The organism is Empedobacter falsenii (assembly GCF_019308355.1).
GTDB lineage: Bacteria > Bacteroidota > Bacteroidia > Flavobacteriales > Weeksellaceae > Empedobacter > Empedobacter falsenii_B.
Genome location: NZ_JAAGKM010000049.1, coordinates 1 through 16,820 on the forward strand (window position 1 = coordinate 1; position 16,820 = coordinate 16,820).

14 protein-coding genes and 1 riboswitch are annotated in these 16,820 nt (G+C 29.8%); of the genes, 5 read left to right on the forward strand and 9 right to left on the reverse strand.

All coding sequences use genetic code 11. From position 1 onward, the window contains the following. The first annotated feature begins 186 nt into the window (after nt 1-186). Nucleotides 187-834, forward strand: a complete 648-nt coding sequence (locus G0Q09_RS13270) for a T9SS type A sorting domain-containing protein (RefSeq protein WP_219035233.1) — start codon at nt 187-189, stop codon at nt 832-834. A gap of 71 nt (nt 835-905) precedes the next feature. On the opposite strand, the gene G0Q09_RS13275 is transcribed toward G0Q09_RS13270, so the two are convergent. The 3 genes from G0Q09_RS13275 to G0Q09_RS13285 form a co-directional block, all read right to left on the reverse strand. Then, the gene (locus G0Q09_RS13275) at nt 906-2,972 is read right to left on the reverse strand and encodes a protein-disulfide reductase DsbD family protein (RefSeq protein WP_219035234.1); all 2,067 of its coding nucleotides are present in this window, start codon (nt 2,970-2,972) and stop codon (nt 906-908) included. Then, a complete protein-coding gene (gene tilS / locus G0Q09_RS13280) occupies nt 2,966-4,273 on the reverse strand; it encodes a tRNA lysidine(34) synthetase TilS (protein WP_219035235.1) in 1,308 nt (435 codons plus the stop codon). The genes G0Q09_RS13275 and tilS overlap by 7 nt, the downstream gene beginning before the upstream one ends. Nucleotides 4,274-4,384: 111 nt before the next feature. Then, nucleotides 4,385-4,792: an RrF2 family transcriptional regulator gene (locus tag G0Q09_RS13285; protein ID WP_219035236.1), complete on the reverse strand. Its 408-nt coding sequence runs from the start codon at nt 4,790-4,792 to the stop codon at nt 4,385-4,387. Nucleotides 4,793-5,162: 370 nt separating this feature from the next. On the opposite strand from G0Q09_RS13285, the gene G0Q09_RS13290 reads away from it, so the two are divergent. Next, nucleotides 5,163-5,597 (forward strand): hypothetical protein, encoded by a 435-nt coding sequence (locus G0Q09_RS13290; protein ID WP_219035237.1) that lies wholly within the window; start codon nt 5,163-5,165, stop codon nt 5,595-5,597. 4 nt (nt 5,598-5,601) lie between these two features. Here the strand turns inward: G0Q09_RS13290 and G0Q09_RS13295 are convergent, their stop codons facing one another. From G0Q09_RS13295 to G0Q09_RS13305, 3 genes are all read right to left on the reverse strand, one after another. Then, nucleotides 5,602-6,240, reverse strand: coding sequence for a LysE family transporter (locus G0Q09_RS13295; protein ID WP_219035238.1), 639 nt, complete (start codon nt 6,238-6,240; stop codon nt 5,602-5,604). Between the two features lie 83 nt (nt 6,241-6,323). Next, complete coding sequence (locus G0Q09_RS13300) at nt 6,324-7,055, reverse strand: alpha/beta hydrolase (protein ID WP_219035239.1); 732 nt, start codon at nt 7,053-7,055, stop codon at nt 6,324-6,326. Nucleotides 7,056-7,160: 105 nt separating this feature from the next. Continuing rightward, nucleotides 7,161-9,782: a valine--tRNA ligase gene (locus G0Q09_RS13305; RefSeq protein ID WP_219035240.1), complete on the reverse strand. Its 2,622-nt coding sequence runs from the start codon at nt 9,780-9,782 to the stop codon at nt 7,161-7,163. A gap of 90 nt (nt 9,783-9,872) precedes the next feature. Here G0Q09_RS13305 and G0Q09_RS13310 point away from each other — a divergent pair, with 90 nt between their 5' ends. Further along, complete coding sequence (locus G0Q09_RS13310; protein ID WP_257468262.1) at nt 9,873-10,319, forward strand: DUF1573 domain-containing protein; 447 nt, start codon at nt 9,873-9,875, stop codon at nt 10,317-10,319. A 12-nt stretch (nt 10,320-10,331) separates the two neighbouring features. On the opposite strand, the gene G0Q09_RS13315 is transcribed toward G0Q09_RS13310, so the two are convergent. After that, on the reverse strand, nt 10,332-11,933 hold the full coding sequence (locus tag G0Q09_RS13315) for an LIC_10190 family membrane protein (RefSeq protein ID WP_443093331.1): 1,602 nt from the start codon (nt 11,931-11,933) through the stop codon (nt 10,332-10,334). Further along, a complete protein-coding gene (locus G0Q09_RS13320) occupies nt 11,933-12,589 on the reverse strand; it encodes a metal-dependent transcriptional regulator (protein ID WP_115000633.1) in 657 nt (218 codons plus the stop codon). Before G0Q09_RS13320 ends, G0Q09_RS13315 begins: the two co-directional genes overlap by 1 nt. Before the next feature lie 106 nt (nt 12,590-12,695). Between G0Q09_RS13320 and G0Q09_RS13325 the strand changes: the two genes are divergently transcribed. Further along, nucleotides 12,696-14,750 carry a TonB-dependent receptor plug domain-containing protein gene (locus G0Q09_RS13325; protein WP_219035242.1) on the forward strand — a complete coding sequence of 685 codons (2,055 nt, stop codon included), beginning with the start codon at nt 12,696-12,698 and terminating at the stop codon, nt 14,748-14,750. Continuing rightward, on the forward strand, nt 14,750-15,196 hold the full coding sequence (locus G0Q09_RS13330) for a thioredoxin fold domain-containing protein (protein WP_219035243.1): 447 nt from the start codon (nt 14,750-14,752) through the stop codon (nt 15,194-15,196). The genes G0Q09_RS13325 and G0Q09_RS13330 overlap by 1 nt, the downstream gene beginning before the upstream one ends. Nucleotides 15,197-15,254: 58 nt before the next feature. Here G0Q09_RS13330 and G0Q09_RS13335 read toward each other — a convergent pair whose 3' ends face one another. After that, the gene (locus G0Q09_RS13335; protein ID WP_219035244.1) at nt 15,255-16,436 is read right to left on the reverse strand and encodes a homoserine dehydrogenase; all 1,182 of its coding nucleotides are present in this window, start codon (nt 16,434-16,436) and stop codon (nt 15,255-15,257) included. Between the two features lie 124 nt (nt 16,437-16,560). Further along, nucleotides 16,561-16,659: riboswitch (SAM riboswitch) on the reverse strand. Between the last annotated feature and the right edge of the window lie 161 nt (nt 16,660-16,820).

The following is a 16,820-nucleotide window of genomic DNA, read 5'->3' on the forward strand; positions in this document are numbered from 1 at the left end:
TATTGAAATATGGTAAGGTCAAAAATCCTAATGATTTTCCTACATTTCAAATTAATCAAAATAATAATACAATAATATTAAATAAAAACTCTACTTTTAAGTGTTCTTAACAAGGGGAAGATTACAACTCCTGTTACTAAAGAAATTGATGACTACGGAAAAGTTACTATCATTGTCACGCAAGAAATGATTGATGAAGCAAAATCGTATATCAAATCCAAAAATTATCCAAAACCAGTTTCTCCAGTAATGCATTACTTAAACTCATTTAATGTAAATATTTACAAAGACAAATTAAAACTTTCTGGGAAAACAGGTGAAGGTGCTAGTATTGTAACAAATACGAACGGAACGTTTTTAACTGTTGAAACTGCAAAATGGGCAAATGCTGTTGCTTACGAAACTTACAATGAAGAAGACGAATTAATTTCTGTTTCTGTTTTAGGTACAGGAGATGTTACGTTTAAAAATACATTTGTAGATTTCCCAGTCAATGCTAAAAAAGTATATGCTGTTGGTTTCGATGGCGCTAAAATACTAGTTTATCCAACTAATTTATCTACTAACGAAAGTATCAAATCTACGGATTTTAATATTGTTCCAAATCCAATCAAAAATGACTCAAACATTAAGATTACACTTAACAATTCAAAAGGACAATACAATTTAAGTGTAATTGACATCAATGGAAAAGTCATCACAAATTCGATTGGAAATATAGATGAATTGAATAAAACTATCAATTCAAAATTCAAATCATTACCAAAAGGTATCTATATTGTTACATTGAAAAATGAAACTTCAAATTACACGAAAAAGATTATTAAAGAATAGTTTAACACGTATAATTCATAAACAAAAAACTCCCGCAAATGCGGGAGTTTTTACTACTATATAAAAGATAATTATTTCGCTTTATACTTCGCGATTCCATCTTGTAACCATTTTAGGTAAACTTCTACATCAAGTTCAGCTTCTAAAGGTTTAGAAAAACGATTCAAATCTTTATCAACCAAAATATAATAAGGTTGAGCATTTGCATTGAAATGTTCAATCTCGAAAGAAGTCCATTTGTTACCAACTGTTTTCAAATTACGATCTAACGCTTTCGAAAATACTTTTTGATCTTCTGGTAATTCTTTTGCTTCGTCAACATATAACGAAACTAAAACAACATCTTCAGCCAAAATTTTCTTCACACGCTCATCGCTCCAAACACGTTCTTCAACTTTACGGCAATTTGCACACGCATGCCCTGTGAAATCTAACAACATTGGTTTTCCAACTTTCGTTGCGTAAGCTGCTGCTTGATCAAAATCTTTGAATGCAGGAATTCCATGAGGTCCAGCAACCATATTTGGATCATCAAATTTAGCTGTTGCTTGTCCACCTCCTACACCTTCGTGGAAACCTCGTGGCGCTTCAGAATAGGTCATTGGAGGTGTTAAACCACTTAATAGTTTTAATGGTCCACCCCATAAACCTGGAATCATGTAAATCGCAAATGATATCGAAACCAATGCAAATAACATTCTCGGAACACCAATTGTTTGCACAGGTGAGTCTAATTCTAATCTAAATTTACCTAAAAGATATAATCCTAAGAAGATAAAAATTGCAATCCAAAATGCTAAGAAAATTTCTCTTGGTAACCAATTCATTTGCCAAACTAAATCTGCGTTTGATAAGAACTTCAAGGCAAAAGCTAATTCAATAAATCCTAAAGAAACTTTGATTGTATTTAACCATCCACCAGATTTTGGCATTGAATTTAACCAACCAGGGAACATCGCAAACAATGTAAATGGAATCGCTAATGCTAAAGAGAAGCCAAACATTCCTACGATTAATGAATAATAGTTTCCTCCTTGCGTCGCTTGAACTAATAACGAACCAATAATTGGTCCTGTACAAGAGAATGATACTAATGCTAATGTGAATGCCATAAAGAAGATCCCAATTAATCCGCCTTTATCAGCACCTTTATCAGCTGCATTTACCCATTTACTTGGTAATGTTAATTCAAAAGCACCAAAGAATGAAATTGCAAATACAATAAAAATAGCAAAAAACGTTAAATTTACCCACGGATTTGTTGACATTTCATTTAGAACAGATGGTCCAAAAATAACTGTCGCCAATAAACCTAATGCAACATAAATAACAATGATTGATAATCCATAAATAAAGGCTTTTCCAACTCCTTCTCCTTTCGATTTACTTTGTTTTGTAAACATACTTACTGTCAAAGGAATCATTGGGAAAATACAAGGCATTAATAGCGCTGCCAATCCTCCTAAAAATCCTAAAGAAAAGATTTTCAATAAACCATTATCTTTCTTTTCGTTATCTGCTAATAAAGAATCATCAACTTTTTTGATTGTATCTTGTGTTGCCGCAACAACTGCTGTAGAATCTTCTTGAACAGAATCCTGCGTAATTTCAGTTACTGCTACTGTATCTTTTGCTTCTGTAGCATCTGCTGGCTTCGCCTCTTCTTTCGTTTCTTCAACTTTTGCGGAAGGCGTTAATTTTATTGTTCCGCTTGTTTCATCTGGTGGCAAACAACGTTCAGCATCACACATCTGAAATTCGATTGTGTATGATACATTTACAGGTTTATCACCCGAAACTTTTACTTTTTGAACAAATTTTACTTGATTTTCGTAATATTTTTCATCTTGTTCAAAAATTTGGCTGTATTTATCTATACGTTTTCCTACTTCTCGCGCACCTCCAACTAATTTTGCATTTGCAGCTGGTTTAAATGATGCACTTGCTGGAATTCCAATTCCTCCATCAGGATGTTTCATTGAATAAAGGTGCCAACCTTTATCAATTTTTCCTGTTACCTCGATTTCAAACTCATTCTGTCCAACCTCCTTCACCGAACTCGACCATTTTGCAGGACTAAATAACTGTGCGTTGACTAAAATTGGAAACAAAAAAAGTATCCAAAGTTTCTTTAACATACTGTAATGTTTAAAAAGTTTTTACTTGTTTCTGTCGTTTTGAAACGTTCATCCAAACGATGATTTACCACCCAAATAATTTGATCTTTTTGGTCACAAAGCAACCAAACCTTCTCTTTTTCTAACTTAGAAAGTTTCAAATCTTTCATAAACTTACTCAACAATTTTTTTTGACCTTTCATTCCAATTGGATAAAAGAAATCTCCCTCTTTCACTTTTCTAAGTTTAAGCGGAAACAAAATTGATGTAAAGTCTACTATTTCAGTAGCGTTTTCGTGTGGATTTATCGATTTCACGAACTTCAAATTTAACGAATTGATTTCAATTAACTCATCAAAAATCGTTAATTCATCTTCATTTTCTTCTTCTATTTTTTGCAACAACAAATTTTCTCGATTTTTAATTAATCGATAAGTTGCTGATTTTATTTCACTTCCCGTTTCTGCATCCAAAAATTTTAAAATTTCTTTGCTCGACGAAAATCCATATTTTTCGAACAAATAATGTAAAAATGTTTCTAATGGTTGAAGTTTTTTTAATGCTGAAATTTCAATTTCAATCGGATTATCTCCTGAGAATAAATCACTTCTAACTTCTCCAACTTTATTTTGTACAATTTGATAATTATCATTGATATGATTTAAACTTGACAAAAAATTCTCATCAAATTGCGGATGAAGCTCTTTTAGAATTGGTGTAATGTGATGACGAATCTTATTTCTAGTATAATCATCCGTCGCATTCGTATAATCTTCTCGCCAATTTATTTCATTTGATTTTGCATATTCCAACAAATCATTTTTTGTAAAATTTAAAAGTGGACGAAAGATTTTTCCATTATCAATTTGCATTCCAACCAAACCTTTCAAACCTGTTCCACGAGAAAGATTAATCAAAAAAGTTTCAATATTATCATCCAAATGATGAGCTGTCACCAAAACATCCAAACGATTTTGTTGTTGAACTTGCTCAAACCACTCATAACGCAAATTTCGGCAAGCCATTTCTACCGAATAATTTCCTACTTTCTGATAAGCCGCAACATCAAAACGAGTCGAATGAAACGGTATATTATATTTTCCACAATATTCTCTCACAAACAATTCATCGCCATTTGCGTCTTCTTCACGCAACTGAAAATTACAATGTGCCACCTGAAAATTTGCAGCTGTTTGACGGAATAAATCTAACAAAACCATACTATCAATCCCTCCACTAATCGCCAATAAATAACGATGCGTAGAAAAAGAACGTTGTTCTAAAAGTTCTTTAAACTCTTGTTGTATAGATCTATTTTTCATGAAATACAAATGTTCGAAATTAGGAAGAATTCTCGAAAAAGAGTTATACTTTTTTTCTTCATTCTTATAAAATTTTACAATAAAAAAGCCTGAAAAACTCAGGCTAAAGATTTATTTTAAACTTTCTAAAGATTTATTTTCAAGAATTTCTAAAGTCGAATCTCTCAATTCAACCATCACCTTATTCAATGTACAAATGCCTTCGTTAGGGCAATCATCACATTTTTCGTAGTAATTTTTACTTACACAAGGTAAAAGCGCGATTGGTCCTTCTAAAACACGAATCAAAGATGCTAAACTAATATCTTTCGCATCACGTGCCAAATAATATCCACCACCTTTTCCTTGTTTCGAATTGACAAAGCCTAACTTTTTTAAATCCAATAAAATAGCCTCCAAGAATTTTTTCGGAATAACTTCTGTTTCAGAAATTTGTCCGATTAAAACTGGTTTGTTACTTTCTTGTCTGGCCAAATGAGCCATTGCTTTTAGTCCGTATTTTGTCTTTTTTGATAACAATTCTATAAGATTTAACTACAAAAATAACGTTGATTGTTGTATAAAACAAATATAAAATTAAATCGTTGAACCGAGATTTAAAAATATTTCATCAAAAAATCAATTACCTTTTGAGTTGTAGAATTATAGGGATAATTGAGAAATTTTGAAGGTGATAAAAACCAATTGACTTTTAAAATCGGTTTCATATGTGAAAAACTCTTTCTAAATATATTTTTCGCTAATAAACAGTAAGATGACGAATATTTGCTTTATTCTTACATTGCTTATCATAAATCTCATCTATTTTCGTTTTAAAATCTGGCACATGAAAAATTTTGAACGTTAATTTAACACTATTTTAAGTATTTTTAATCCCAAAAAGCAACAAATGAAAAATAATCTTACTTTGATTGACAAATTAAATCACATCAAAAATTTATTTATTATTGGTAAAAGTGATGGTAATTTGAATGAAAAAGAGATTCAAATTATCTCTGATATTGCCAAATACCATGAACTTTCTGCTAAAGATGTAAGTTATATTCTGAACGAAAACACGAAGTTTGATTTTACGTTGCCTAAAACATTTACAGATCGACTTTCTTTGTTGTACGACGCTGTTTTGTTAATGGTTGTGGATTTGAATATTCATCAAAATGAAAAGGCAATTTGCATTGATTTGGCTAAAAAATTTGAGTTTAATCCTCAAATTATTGATGAATTAATTGAGGATATTTTGAGTTATATTTTAGAAGGAAAAGAATGCGATGAAGTGATGGAATATTTGGTTAAATACTCCCATCCAAAGCAAAATTTGAATTAAATTTTTATTGAAAAAGCTGATAAATCGTTAACAAAGAAATCACACTCGTCACTCCTCCAATTACATAGTTGATATTCTTCAAAATAAATGAATCTTCTTCCGATTTTGAGTTAAAAAATTTCAGATACAGACCAAAAATAATCATCGAACCAACTACAACTCCTAAAGCAAAAACTGAGCTATTTGGTTGTCCAAAAACATTAACATTATACGAAACCAACGTTGCGCTTAAAAACACATAAAAAGGTATAGGAAAAACATTTACAGCGGATAACAATAATCCGTAAATGAATTTATTTTTTTGTTTTACATCACCTTGTTGTTTTAGCTTTTTATTCTTCTTTTTTTGATCTTGTTTCTTCGCAAAAAAGAGAAAATAAATCGTAATAATTACAAAAACAGCTAATCCAACTTCCCTAAAAATTTTGGTAACTTCTTCATTAAAATCAATAAATTTTGCTAGAAAAATTGCTAAATAAACCTGAATTGCAATCGTAACCGCAGTTCCAGACATAAAAGTATATGCACTTTTAGTTCCTGCTTGTTTCCCAATTTTTACCACCGTCATATTCAACAATCCAGGAATGGATGATCCAATAAAAGCTGTGAAAACTCCGATTAAAAGTAGTTCTAAATACTGCATTAATTCTTTTTAAAAAGGTTTGCAAATTTAGACAAACTTGTTGGAGAAACCTATTGAAGTCATATGAATCATTCAAAAAAATATTACTTAAACGTCCATATTAACGCTGATTCTATTGATGAATTGAAAATTGTGAAATGATTTTGAGAAGGATCATGTAAATAATTCCAATTTGATTTCAAGTTATCTTTTTCTTGCAATTTTTCTACAAATTGATCAGTAAACTTTGAAATTGAAACTGTTTTAGAACTTGAAATCCAAATCTTTTTATTTACTAACAGATTAAAATCAAATTTTTTACAATAAGAGTCAAACAATTCGTGGTTATTCCACCAAAGCGAAGGATCAATTGCGATATAAGAATCAAAATAATGCGAAAAATAAAACAATATATCCATTACCAATAATCCGCCTAAAGACTCACCAACAATAGTTTTCGAATTATTTGTATAGTAATTTTTCGAAATATAAGGAAGTAATTCTAATACAATAAATTTCTCAAAATATTCTGCATTTCCATATTCTGGAACCCATTTTTTATCTTTTGCAATGTATGTATTTCTTGTAAAATCTAAATTTCGATTAATATTTTCAATTCCTACAATCATCAATGGTTGAATATGATTTGATATAATTAACTCATCAATTAGTTTTGATATTTGCTTAAATTTTTCATTAATTCCGCCATCTAATAAATACAAAACAGGCAAACTTTCATTTATAAAACGCTCTGGTATCCAAAAAAAAATATTTCTTTCTTGGTTTAAAAAATCAGAATACAACTTTTTCTTTTTGTAATTTAATTCGCTTGACATTTATACTTTTTTGAGGCTTTATTAAAGTTAATCGAAAAAAATCAATAAAAAAACCACTCCAAAATTTGGAGTGGTTTTTCATATATTTTAAAAATTAAATTAAAATTACAAAGCTTGTAACTGCTCTTCAATTTGAGCAATTTTAGATAATGCATCAGCCTCTTTTTTACGTTCTGCATTAATCACTTGTTCTGGCGCACCAGCAACAAATTTTTCGTTTGATAATTTTTTACGAACCGAGTTTAAGAAACCTTGGTTGTAATCCAACTCTTTTTGTAATTTCTCACGCTCAGCTTCAATATCGATATTATCTGACATTGGAATCATAAATTCTAACGTACCTACACGGAATCCAAAACCTTTTTCTGGTTTATCTCCTGTATTGAAGTTAGAAACGTTTCCTAATTTAGAGAATACATCCACATAAATTTCACTTGCTGCTTGCGCATCTGCAAAAACTTCTAAGGCTTCTTTTGGAGACATTCCTTTTTCTGAACGTAAACCACGAATTGCAGTAGTCGCTTCTTTTGTATTCTCGAAGTTTTTAATAATTTCTTCTTTGAAAGAAGTTACTTCTGGATATTGAGAGACGATTAACGCTTCCTCTTCCGTACGATCAGCAATTAAATGCCAAATTTCTTCTGTTAAGAAAGGCATAAATGGATGTAAAACTTTTAATACATTTTCTAAGTAAGAAATTGTAGCAGCATATGTTTTCGCATCAATTGGCTCACCAAATGTTGGTTTGATTGCTTCTAAGTACCAAGAACAGAAATCGTCCCAAATTAATTTATAGATCGCCATTAACGAATCTGACAAACGGTATTGATCGTAGTTATGCTCGATATCCGCTAAAGTTTGTTGGAATTTATTCTCGAACCATTCAACTGCTTTTGCTTGCGCTGATGATTGTTCTAAATCTTCTTTTACTTCCCAACCTTTAATTAAACGGAATGCATTCCAAATTTTATTCGCGAAATTACGTCCTTGTAAACATAATTCAACATCAAAAGGTAAGTCGTTTCCAGCAGGAGCTGTTAATAACATTCCCATACGCGTTGCATCTGCACCGTATTCGTCCATTAACTCGATTGGATCTGGCGAATTCCCTAAAGATTTCGACATTTTACGCCCTTGTTTATCACGAACGATACCTGTGAAATATACATTTTCGAATGGTAATTCGTTACGGTACTCGTATCCAGCCACAATCATACGTGCAACCCAGAAGAAAATAATATCTGGACCTGTAACTAAATCTTGTGTCGGATAGTAATAGTTAATTTCTTCGTTTTCTGGATTATTGATTCCATCAAAAACTGAAATTGGCCATAACCAAGAAGAGAACCATGTATCTAAAGCATCTTCGTCTTGACGTAAATCATCAATTGTTAATGCAGCATTTCCTGTTTTTTCTTGTGCTAATGGTAACGCTTCTTCTTTTGTTAATGCAACAACGAAATCTTCGTTTCCTTCACCGTAGAAGAACGCAGGGATTTGGTGTCCCCACCATAATTGACGAGAAATATTCCAATCTGTAACATTTTCCATCCAGTTACGGTACGTATTTTTAAATTTCGCTGGGTGAAATTTAATCGTATCATTCATTACATTATCTAAAGCTGGTTTAGCTAAATCTGTCATTTTCAAGAACCATTGATTAGAGATTTTAGGCTCAATCACCGCTCCTGTTCTTTCAGATGTACCAACTTTATTATTATAATTTTCTACTTTTTCAAGTAAACCTTTTTCTTCTAATTCTTTCTCGATTTCTTTACGCGCTTTGAAACGATCTAATCCAGCATAACTTAATCCTAAATCATTCAATTTCGCATCATCTGTAAAAATATCAATGAAATCTAAGTTATGTTTTTTACCTAATTCGTAATCGTTTACATCGTGCGCAGGCGTAACTTTAAGACATCCTGTACCAAATTCGATATCAACATACTCGTCTTCGATAATATTTACTTTACGACCAACGATTGGAACAATAACTTGTTTTCCTTTCAACCATTCGTAGCGCTCGTCATTTGGATTAATACAAACTGCAGAGTCACCAAAAATTGTTTCAGGACGAGTTGTAGCAACCACAATATATTTATCAGAACCAACCACTTGGTATTTTAAGTGGTATAATTTTCCGTTTTTCTCTTTGTAAACAACCTCTTCATCAGAAATGTTAGTTTTCGCTTCTGGATCCCAGTTGACCATACGGTAACCACGATAAACTAAACCTTTGTTGTATAAATCGATAAATACCCGTTGAACAGATTCAGATAAATCTGGATCCATTGTGAATTTCGTACGATCCCAATCACAAGAAGCTCCTAATTTCTTTAACTGATCTAAAATAATTCCACCGTGTTTGTGTGTCCAATCCCACGCGTGGTCTAAGAATTTCTCACGACCAATATCAAATTTAGAAATCCCTTCTTCTTTTAATTTCGCAACTACTTTTGCCTCTGTTGCAATTGAAGCATGGTCAGTTCCAGGAACCCAACATGCATTGAATCCACGCATACGCGCACGACGAATTAATACGTCTTGAATCGTATTATTTAACATGTGTCCCATATGTAAGACACCTGTGACATTTGGTGGTGGAATTACAATTGTGTAAGCTTTTCTCTCGTCTGGTGTAGATTTAAAGTATTTTTTCTCCATCCAGTACTGGTACCATTTTCCTTCAACTTCCGTTGGCGTATATTTAGATGCGATTTCCATTATTTATATATGACTTAAAATAAATTTGGGCAAATTTACACAATCTGCCTTAAACTGCCTAGTATATTAAATATATATTATAAAATTGGAATGTTATTTGTAATAAATTCGAAAGTAATTTTATTTAAAGTAAAATTCTTTTGTACATTTGATTATAAATTAATTATCGTCATGAAAAAATTAATGTTTTTAGGTGCTTTTGCTTTAGGCGTTACAAGTTTATTTGCTCAAACACTTAGTTTAGAAAAAGAAGAAATTCAATTTGGAAATATAAAGTTGAATACTGAAGTAACAGCTAAGATGAAAGTAACCAATTCTGGTGATAAACCTTTAATTCTTAAAAGCGTTGTTGGATCTTGTGGATGTACAGTTCCTGAATATCCTACAACACCTATCGAACCAGGAAAATCTGCGGATATTACTGTTAAATATTCAAGTGGTTCTGTGACTGGAGATTTTAATAAATCTGTAACAATTACATCTAACGATCCAGTTTCTTCTCGAAAAATTTTCAGAATAAAAGGAAAAGCAGAATAATAGTAAAGCAAGTTATTTAACTTGCTTTTTTTGTTCTTCTTTCAAAATGTTTAAAATCTTCTCTCTTTTTTTTCTGTCCATTTTTTCAAAATAAAAGCCTTTTTTTACATCAGTAGAATCAATTTGTTGTAGATAAATTTGATATTGTAGAAATTTTTCTAATTTGGTTTTACTTATATTTAAATTATTAATGTTCAATTCATTTTCTTTATAATTTCCTGGAATTAAAATTTGATCAAAATTTATACTTCTTATATAAGAAAATGATTTAATATTTTTGAAATAATCACCTTTAAAAATAGAAAATATTAAAATAAATGAAGTAATATATACAAATATTAAACTTAATAATTCTGAATATTTATTAAATATTTTTAAGTTAACTAATTTAAAAATAATTAATAAATCAATAATTAATACATCTAATAAAAATCTAAATTGATTAGAAAAAATTAATATTATTAATAATTTCACTATACAACAGAATATTAACGATTTTATAAAATAATTCTTTTTATAGAAGCCTATTAACAAATTGAAAATTGTTAAACAAATAATTAAAAGAAAAATTATTGTTCGAGAAGATGATTGAAAAAAAATAGCTTGAAAATATTCAGTTGTATTCATTCTAGCTACTTCTTCAAACGTAAACGAATCTTTAAGTGGAATAAATTTTCCGTTCTGTGCAGATAGTTCATATAAATGCTGTGGTGAAGCCCATTTCAAACTATTTATTGAAGAAAATTCTAAAGGAAATAAAGGATTTGCTGAAACAATTATTCCTTTACAACAGAATAATAAAGCAATAAAAACGAGTAAAAATAAATTCTTATCTTTTAAACTCTTGTATTCTTTATTTCTTAGATATTCAATTCCAAAAAACAAAATTAAAATAATACTTATTGGTTTAATTACAAATAAAATAGTAGCGTAAAAAAGGTAATCAGATGCTTTATTTTTATAACGTAAATATTCATTGATTAATAGAATCGAAAGAACAAAAACAGGAAGATCTGGCGAAGGAGTATTTAGAAAAAATAAAAAAATGAGATTAAAAATGAGTAGTTTTTTCTGCTTCAATTCAAAAACATAGAGATTGAAGATTAAAAATATACAAAAATTCAATCGATAATAAATATCTAATGTTTCGTTAATCGAAGCTTGCAAAATATGCCAGAAACTATTTTGTGCCAAAACCCATTCAAAATTGGAAAGACCTTTTACAAAACCAGCAAAGTCTAACCATTTTATTGTTGGAATATAATAACCAAAATGATCTAAAATAAAAGGATATGTAACTGCAACCAACAATCCAACAAAAGTAAAAGCATAAAAATATCGCGATATATTTTTCAGTTTCAACAAACTTACTTTCACTTCGTTTCTATGATAAATTAACGATAAAATAGCAATTGAAATTAATACTACTTCGTATGTGAAGTTTAATGGAAGAAAAAATGCTACTAAAAAACTTATCAATCCTACTCCTATCATCCCATTTATAACTGTAAACGAAATAGTTGAGTTTATTCTAGGGAAAATTTTCTGAAATAAAAATCCAATCCCTAAAAAAAAGAGAAATAAGACGATTGATAAAAAAAACTGTAAAACCATTATCTACCTAATAATCTTGAAGTCACATGATTACTAAATGTTTCAATTTCATTTGATTTTAGAAATTTAACCTTCATTGTTCCATCAAAATCTTCAACAGAAATGATTTCAATTTCATCATTCAAATGAATATTTTTTGAATTCAAATACTTCAAAAATTCATCCGAAGAACCAATAACAGCGCATATTTCTACTTTATCACCTTCTTTAAATTCGGCCAATTTTTTGTAATTGATAATTTCTATTTTTCCATTTTTATCTGGAATTGGAGAACCATGCGGATCTAATTTAGGAAAATTCAATAATTCGTCCATTTTATCGAAAAAAATTGGACTTTGAATATGTTCTATTTGCTCAGCAATTTCATGAACTTGTTCCCAACCAAATCCCATTTTATCTACCAAAAACATCTCTGTTAATCGGTGTTTTCTTACAATCAAAGAAGCTTTCAGAATTCCTTTATCAGATAACCGAAGTGGTTTATACGATTCATAAATCACCAATTCTTTTTCAGCTAATTTTTTCATCATACTGTTTACAGTAGGCATTTTTATTTCCAAATGCTTACTCAAATCCTTCACATTCACTTCTCCTTTCCCATTTTCAGAAAGATGAAATAATGCTTTTAGGTAATTTTCTTCGACCAATGAATTCATGGAAACAAATATAGTTGAAAATTAAGTAAAATTTAAAAATTCATTTTTAATAATATTTTTGTTAGATTTGTCTAACTTTTTAATTTGATTATAAATTTTACTTAACATGAAAACAACATTTTATTTATTCATCACCTTAACCTCCATTCTATCAAATGCTCAGGAACAAAAAGATTCTATTTATATGGAAGATTCTTCAGAAAATTTAGATGAGATTGTAATTACAGGAACAATGAAAGCTGTAAGAAAATCTGATAGTCCAGTTCCAATTGAAATCTATACACCAAAGTTTTTTCAAAAAAATCCAACACCTTCATTATTTGACGCTGTACAATTAATAAATGGTGTTCAACCACAACTAAACTGTAATGTTTGTAACACAGGTGATATTCATATTAACGGAATGGAAGGTCCATATACCATGATTTTAATTGACGGAATGCCAATTGTTTCTTCTTTATCTACTGTTTATGGTTTGAGCGGAATTCCGAACTCTTTGGTAGAACGAATAGAAGTTGTAAAAGGACCAGCATCTTCCCTTTATGGAACAGAAGCCATGGGTGGTATAATTAATGTAATTACGAAATCTCCTAAATCTGCTCCAAAATTATCTTTGGATGCTTTTACAACTTCTTGGTTGGAAACCAATCTTGATGGTGGATACAAATACAATTTAGGAGAAAAGGTAAATAGTTTATTTGGTTTTAATTACTTTAAATATGGTAATAAGAAAGATAAAAATAACGACGGTTTTACGGATGTAACGTTACAAGATCGCATCACGTTATTCAATAAATTTGATTTTGAACGTCAAAAAAATAGAACAGCATCAGTTGCTTTACGTTATTTATACGAAGATAGATGGGGAGGTCAAATGAATTGGAAAAGAAAACTACACAGAGGAAGTGACGAAGTTTATGCCGAAAGTATTATGACAAATCGTTTTGAAGCGATAGGAATGTATCAATTACCTATAAAAGAAAAAATAATGACTCAATTTTCTTATAATTTTCATCAACAGAATTCATTTTATGGTCCAGAATCTTATCAAGGAAAACAACAAGTTATTTTTGCTCAAGCTTATTGGGATAAGATAATTGGACAACATAGCTTACTTTTAGGATCTTCATTTAAATATACTTATTATGATGATAACACAAGAGGTACTGGAGAATATGATGAGGATAATAATCTAATCAAGAATAACCCAATGAATACACAGATTCCTGGTATTTTTGTACAAGACGAATGGACATTAAATTCTGAAAACAAATTATTACTTGGTTATCGATTTGATTATGATAAAACACATAAAGGAATACATTCTCCAAGAATTGCATACAAATTTTCACCTTCATCTCATCATACTTTAAGAGCAAGTTTTGGTACGGGATTTCGTGTTGTGAATGTCTTCACAGAAGATCATCGTGCATTAACTGGAGCTAGACAAGTAGTTTTTGAAAATGAATTAAAACCTGAAAAATCATATAATGGAAATATTAATTATGTATTCAAACTACCAACTTCTTTCACCGCTTTAAACTTTGATTTTACAACATTCTATTCTTATTTCACAAACAAAATTATTGCTGATACAGATACTGACGAAACAAAGATTATCTATGACAATTTAGATGGACACGCAATATCTCAAGGAGTTTCTTTAAACATAGATGCAACATTTGACTTTCCTCTAAAAATAATGCTTGGCGCAACCTATATGGATGTATACAAAAAAGAAGATGGAGAAAAAGAAGTTCAATATCATGCACCAAAATGGTCTGGAAATTTCTTAGCAAGTTATACATTCAAAAAAGGTTTTACTGTTGATTTAACCGCCAATTATAATGACAAAATGAAATTACCTCAAGTAGAAAATGATTATCGACCAGAATATTCAAAACCAACTGTTATTGCAAATATTCAATTAAGTAAATCATTTAAGAATAATATTGAAATCTATGGTGGAATCAAAAATATTTTTAATGTTTTACCAAAAGGCGATGTTATTGCTCGTTGGTGGGACCCATTCGGAGAACCTGGAAATGGCGTTACTCCTCCTAAAGGAAGAAACGATGTTATTTTTGAACCAAATGATTACAGCTATACACCTATGCAGGGAACAAGAGGTTTTATAGGTGTTCGATACAATTTACGTTAATGAAAATCTGGTACTTCATATTCATTTTATCATCATTGAATCTCCAAGCACAGATTTCATTAGAAAAATTTAATTCAATTTCTAATGAAAATCCTAAACCAATTCTACTTTATTTTTCGACAAATTGGTGTAGTTACTGTATGATTCAAAAGAAACAATTAAAAAAGGATAAAGAATTACTTCAAATTCTAAATAATGACATTTATTTTATTGAATTTGAAGCAGAAACAAATGAATCTATTATCTTTTTAAACAAAAAATATGAACCTAAATCGAATAAAAAAACTCATCCATTTTTGGAAGAATTTATTGATAAAAACGAACAAATTAGTTATCCATATTGGGTTTTAATCTCAAAAGATTTTAAAATTGAAATGACTTATGCTGGATTAATTAAAAATAAACCACTAAAACTTTTATTGAAAAAGTATTTACAAAAACCTTAATTTTTAGATTTACAAAAAAAAGCCTCAATGTTAATTGAGGCTTTTTAATCACAAAAATTTACTCAAACGCAATTATCGAAAGTTTTGGATTTTCAATAATCTCTTTTTGTTTGAGCTTTTCTATATCAATCACACCAACAATGTGATTGTAATTTTTACTTTGATAACGCTCTTCTATTTCATCAAAAATGTTTGAAACATCATCTGCTTGATTCTCAAAACCGATATAAATTCGCTTCTTTCCTGTTTGATTAAAAACTCCTTCTTCTTTGTTTTCATATTTTCGAATCGAATATTGATAATCATATTTCAACGCAGAAATATCACTCAAAACAGCCGAAGAAGTTGGGAAACGCCCTGCTCCTTTTCCATATAAAAATTGCTCATCTGAAAGCGAACTTCCAATCAAAACTCCATTATATTCGTTATTCACAAGCGCAATTGTTTTATTTAATTCAACAAAAGTTGGCAAAACTGTTGATGTAATTTCACCCGTTTGATGATTAATTTTAGAATTAGCAATCAACTTTATTGTATAATTTTTTTCTTTTGCGTATTTAAAATCTTCAACTTTCAATGAAGTAATTCCTTTTCGAATAACTTGATCAACATCAATCTTTTTACCGAAAGCATGCAACGTAATAATTGCTAATTTACTCGACGCATCAAAACCTTCTACATCAGCCGTTGGATCAGCTTCTGCAAAACCACTTTCTTGCGCTGCTTTTAAGGCATCTTGATACGACTCATTTTCATTCGCCATTTTCGTCAAAATGTAATTTGTTGTCCCATTTACAATTCCAGATACATAATTCAATAAATCGTTATCAAAATATTCTTCTAGATTTCTAATAATCGGAACTGACCCGCAAACAGAGGCTTCATAAAGAAAAGAAACATTGTTTTGTGCTTGCAAATCCAATAATTCTTTGTGATGATCTGCAATCAATTTTTTATTTGCACTTACCACATGTTTACCTTTATTGAACGCTTTTATAATGATATCATGTGCCGCATCAGCATCCGAAATTAACTCAACAACAACATTTATTTCATCGTCATTTAAAATATCATCCGCATTAGTCGAAAATAATTCAGACGGAGCATTTCTAGATTTAGAATTATCTTTAATTACAATTTTTTTAATTGCAGCATTCAATTGTGGTTTTTCTTCCAATACCTTGTAAATTCCTTCTCCTACAACTCCAAATCCGAACAATCCGATATTTATTTTTTTCATTTATTTGTTTTGTTTTTAATTATTTACCAAAGAAAAGTGAAGAAAAAAAATGGTTCAATCGCATAAAAACAATTGAACCATTTTGAATAAAGAATATTATTGAAGATTGGTTTACAGTAGTTTTTATTCATCTTTCCTATAAGGATGGATTTAGCACCTTGATTCATTAATCAGGTTGCTAAAGTTTCTTTGGGCCATTTCCCTCCACTTTTCTTGATAAAATGTAAATTTTAATGAACTATTTCTGAGGACAAATTTAGGCGAAAGAATTCTATATATCCAAATTAATTTCATTTCTTTAATTTAATATTTTCCGTAATTATAGATAAAAATACACAAATAATGAATTTTATTCTATAAATATTTATAGACAAAAATAATTTT

Excerpts from the sequence above, each read along its gene's own strand:
- G0Q09_RS13315 (WP_443093331.1), bottom strand. The coding sequence starts at position 11,933 with ATGGTTTTACAGTTTTTTTTATCAATCGTCTTATTTCTCTTTTTTTTA.
- G0Q09_RS13310 (WP_257468262.1), top strand. The coding sequence starts at position 9,873 with ATGTTATTTGTAATAAATTCGAAAGTAATTTTATTTAAAGTAAAATTC.
- G0Q09_RS13320 (WP_115000633.1), bottom strand. The coding sequence starts at position 12,589 with ATGAATTCATTGGTCGAAGAAAATTACCTAAAAGCATTATTTCATCTT.
- G0Q09_RS13300 (WP_219035239.1), bottom strand. The coding sequence starts at position 7,055 with ATGTCAAGCGAATTAAATTACAAAAAGAAAAAGTTGTATTCTGATTTT.
- tilS (WP_219035235.1), bottom strand. The coding sequence starts at position 4,273 with ATGAAAAATAGATCTATACAACAAGAGTTTAAAGAACTTTTAGAACAA.
- G0Q09_RS13270 (WP_219035233.1), top strand. The coding sequence starts at position 187 with ATGATTGATGAAGCAAAATCGTATATCAAATCCAAAAATTATCCAAAA.
- G0Q09_RS13330 (WP_219035243.1), top strand. The coding sequence starts at position 14,750 with ATGAAAATCTGGTACTTCATATTCATTTTATCATCATTGAATCTCCAA.
- G0Q09_RS13295 (WP_219035238.1), bottom strand. The coding sequence starts at position 6,240 with ATGCAGTATTTAGAACTACTTTTAATCGGAGTTTTCACAGCTTTTATT.
- G0Q09_RS13290 (WP_219035237.1), top strand. The coding sequence starts at position 5,163 with ATGAAAAATAATCTTACTTTGATTGACAAATTAAATCACATCAAAAAT.
- G0Q09_RS13335 (WP_219035244.1), bottom strand. The coding sequence starts at position 16,436 with ATGAAAAAAATAAATATCGGATTGTTCGGATTTGGAGTTGTAGGAGAA.
- G0Q09_RS13325 (WP_219035242.1), top strand. The coding sequence starts at position 12,696 with ATGAAAACAACATTTTATTTATTCATCACCTTAACCTCCATTCTATCA.
- G0Q09_RS13305 (WP_219035240.1), bottom strand. The coding sequence starts at position 9,782 with ATGGAAATCGCATCTAAATATACGCCAACGGAAGTTGAAGGAAAATGG.
- G0Q09_RS13275 (WP_219035234.1), bottom strand. The coding sequence starts at position 2,972 with ATGTTAAAGAAACTTTGGATACTTTTTTTGTTTCCAATTTTAGTCAAC.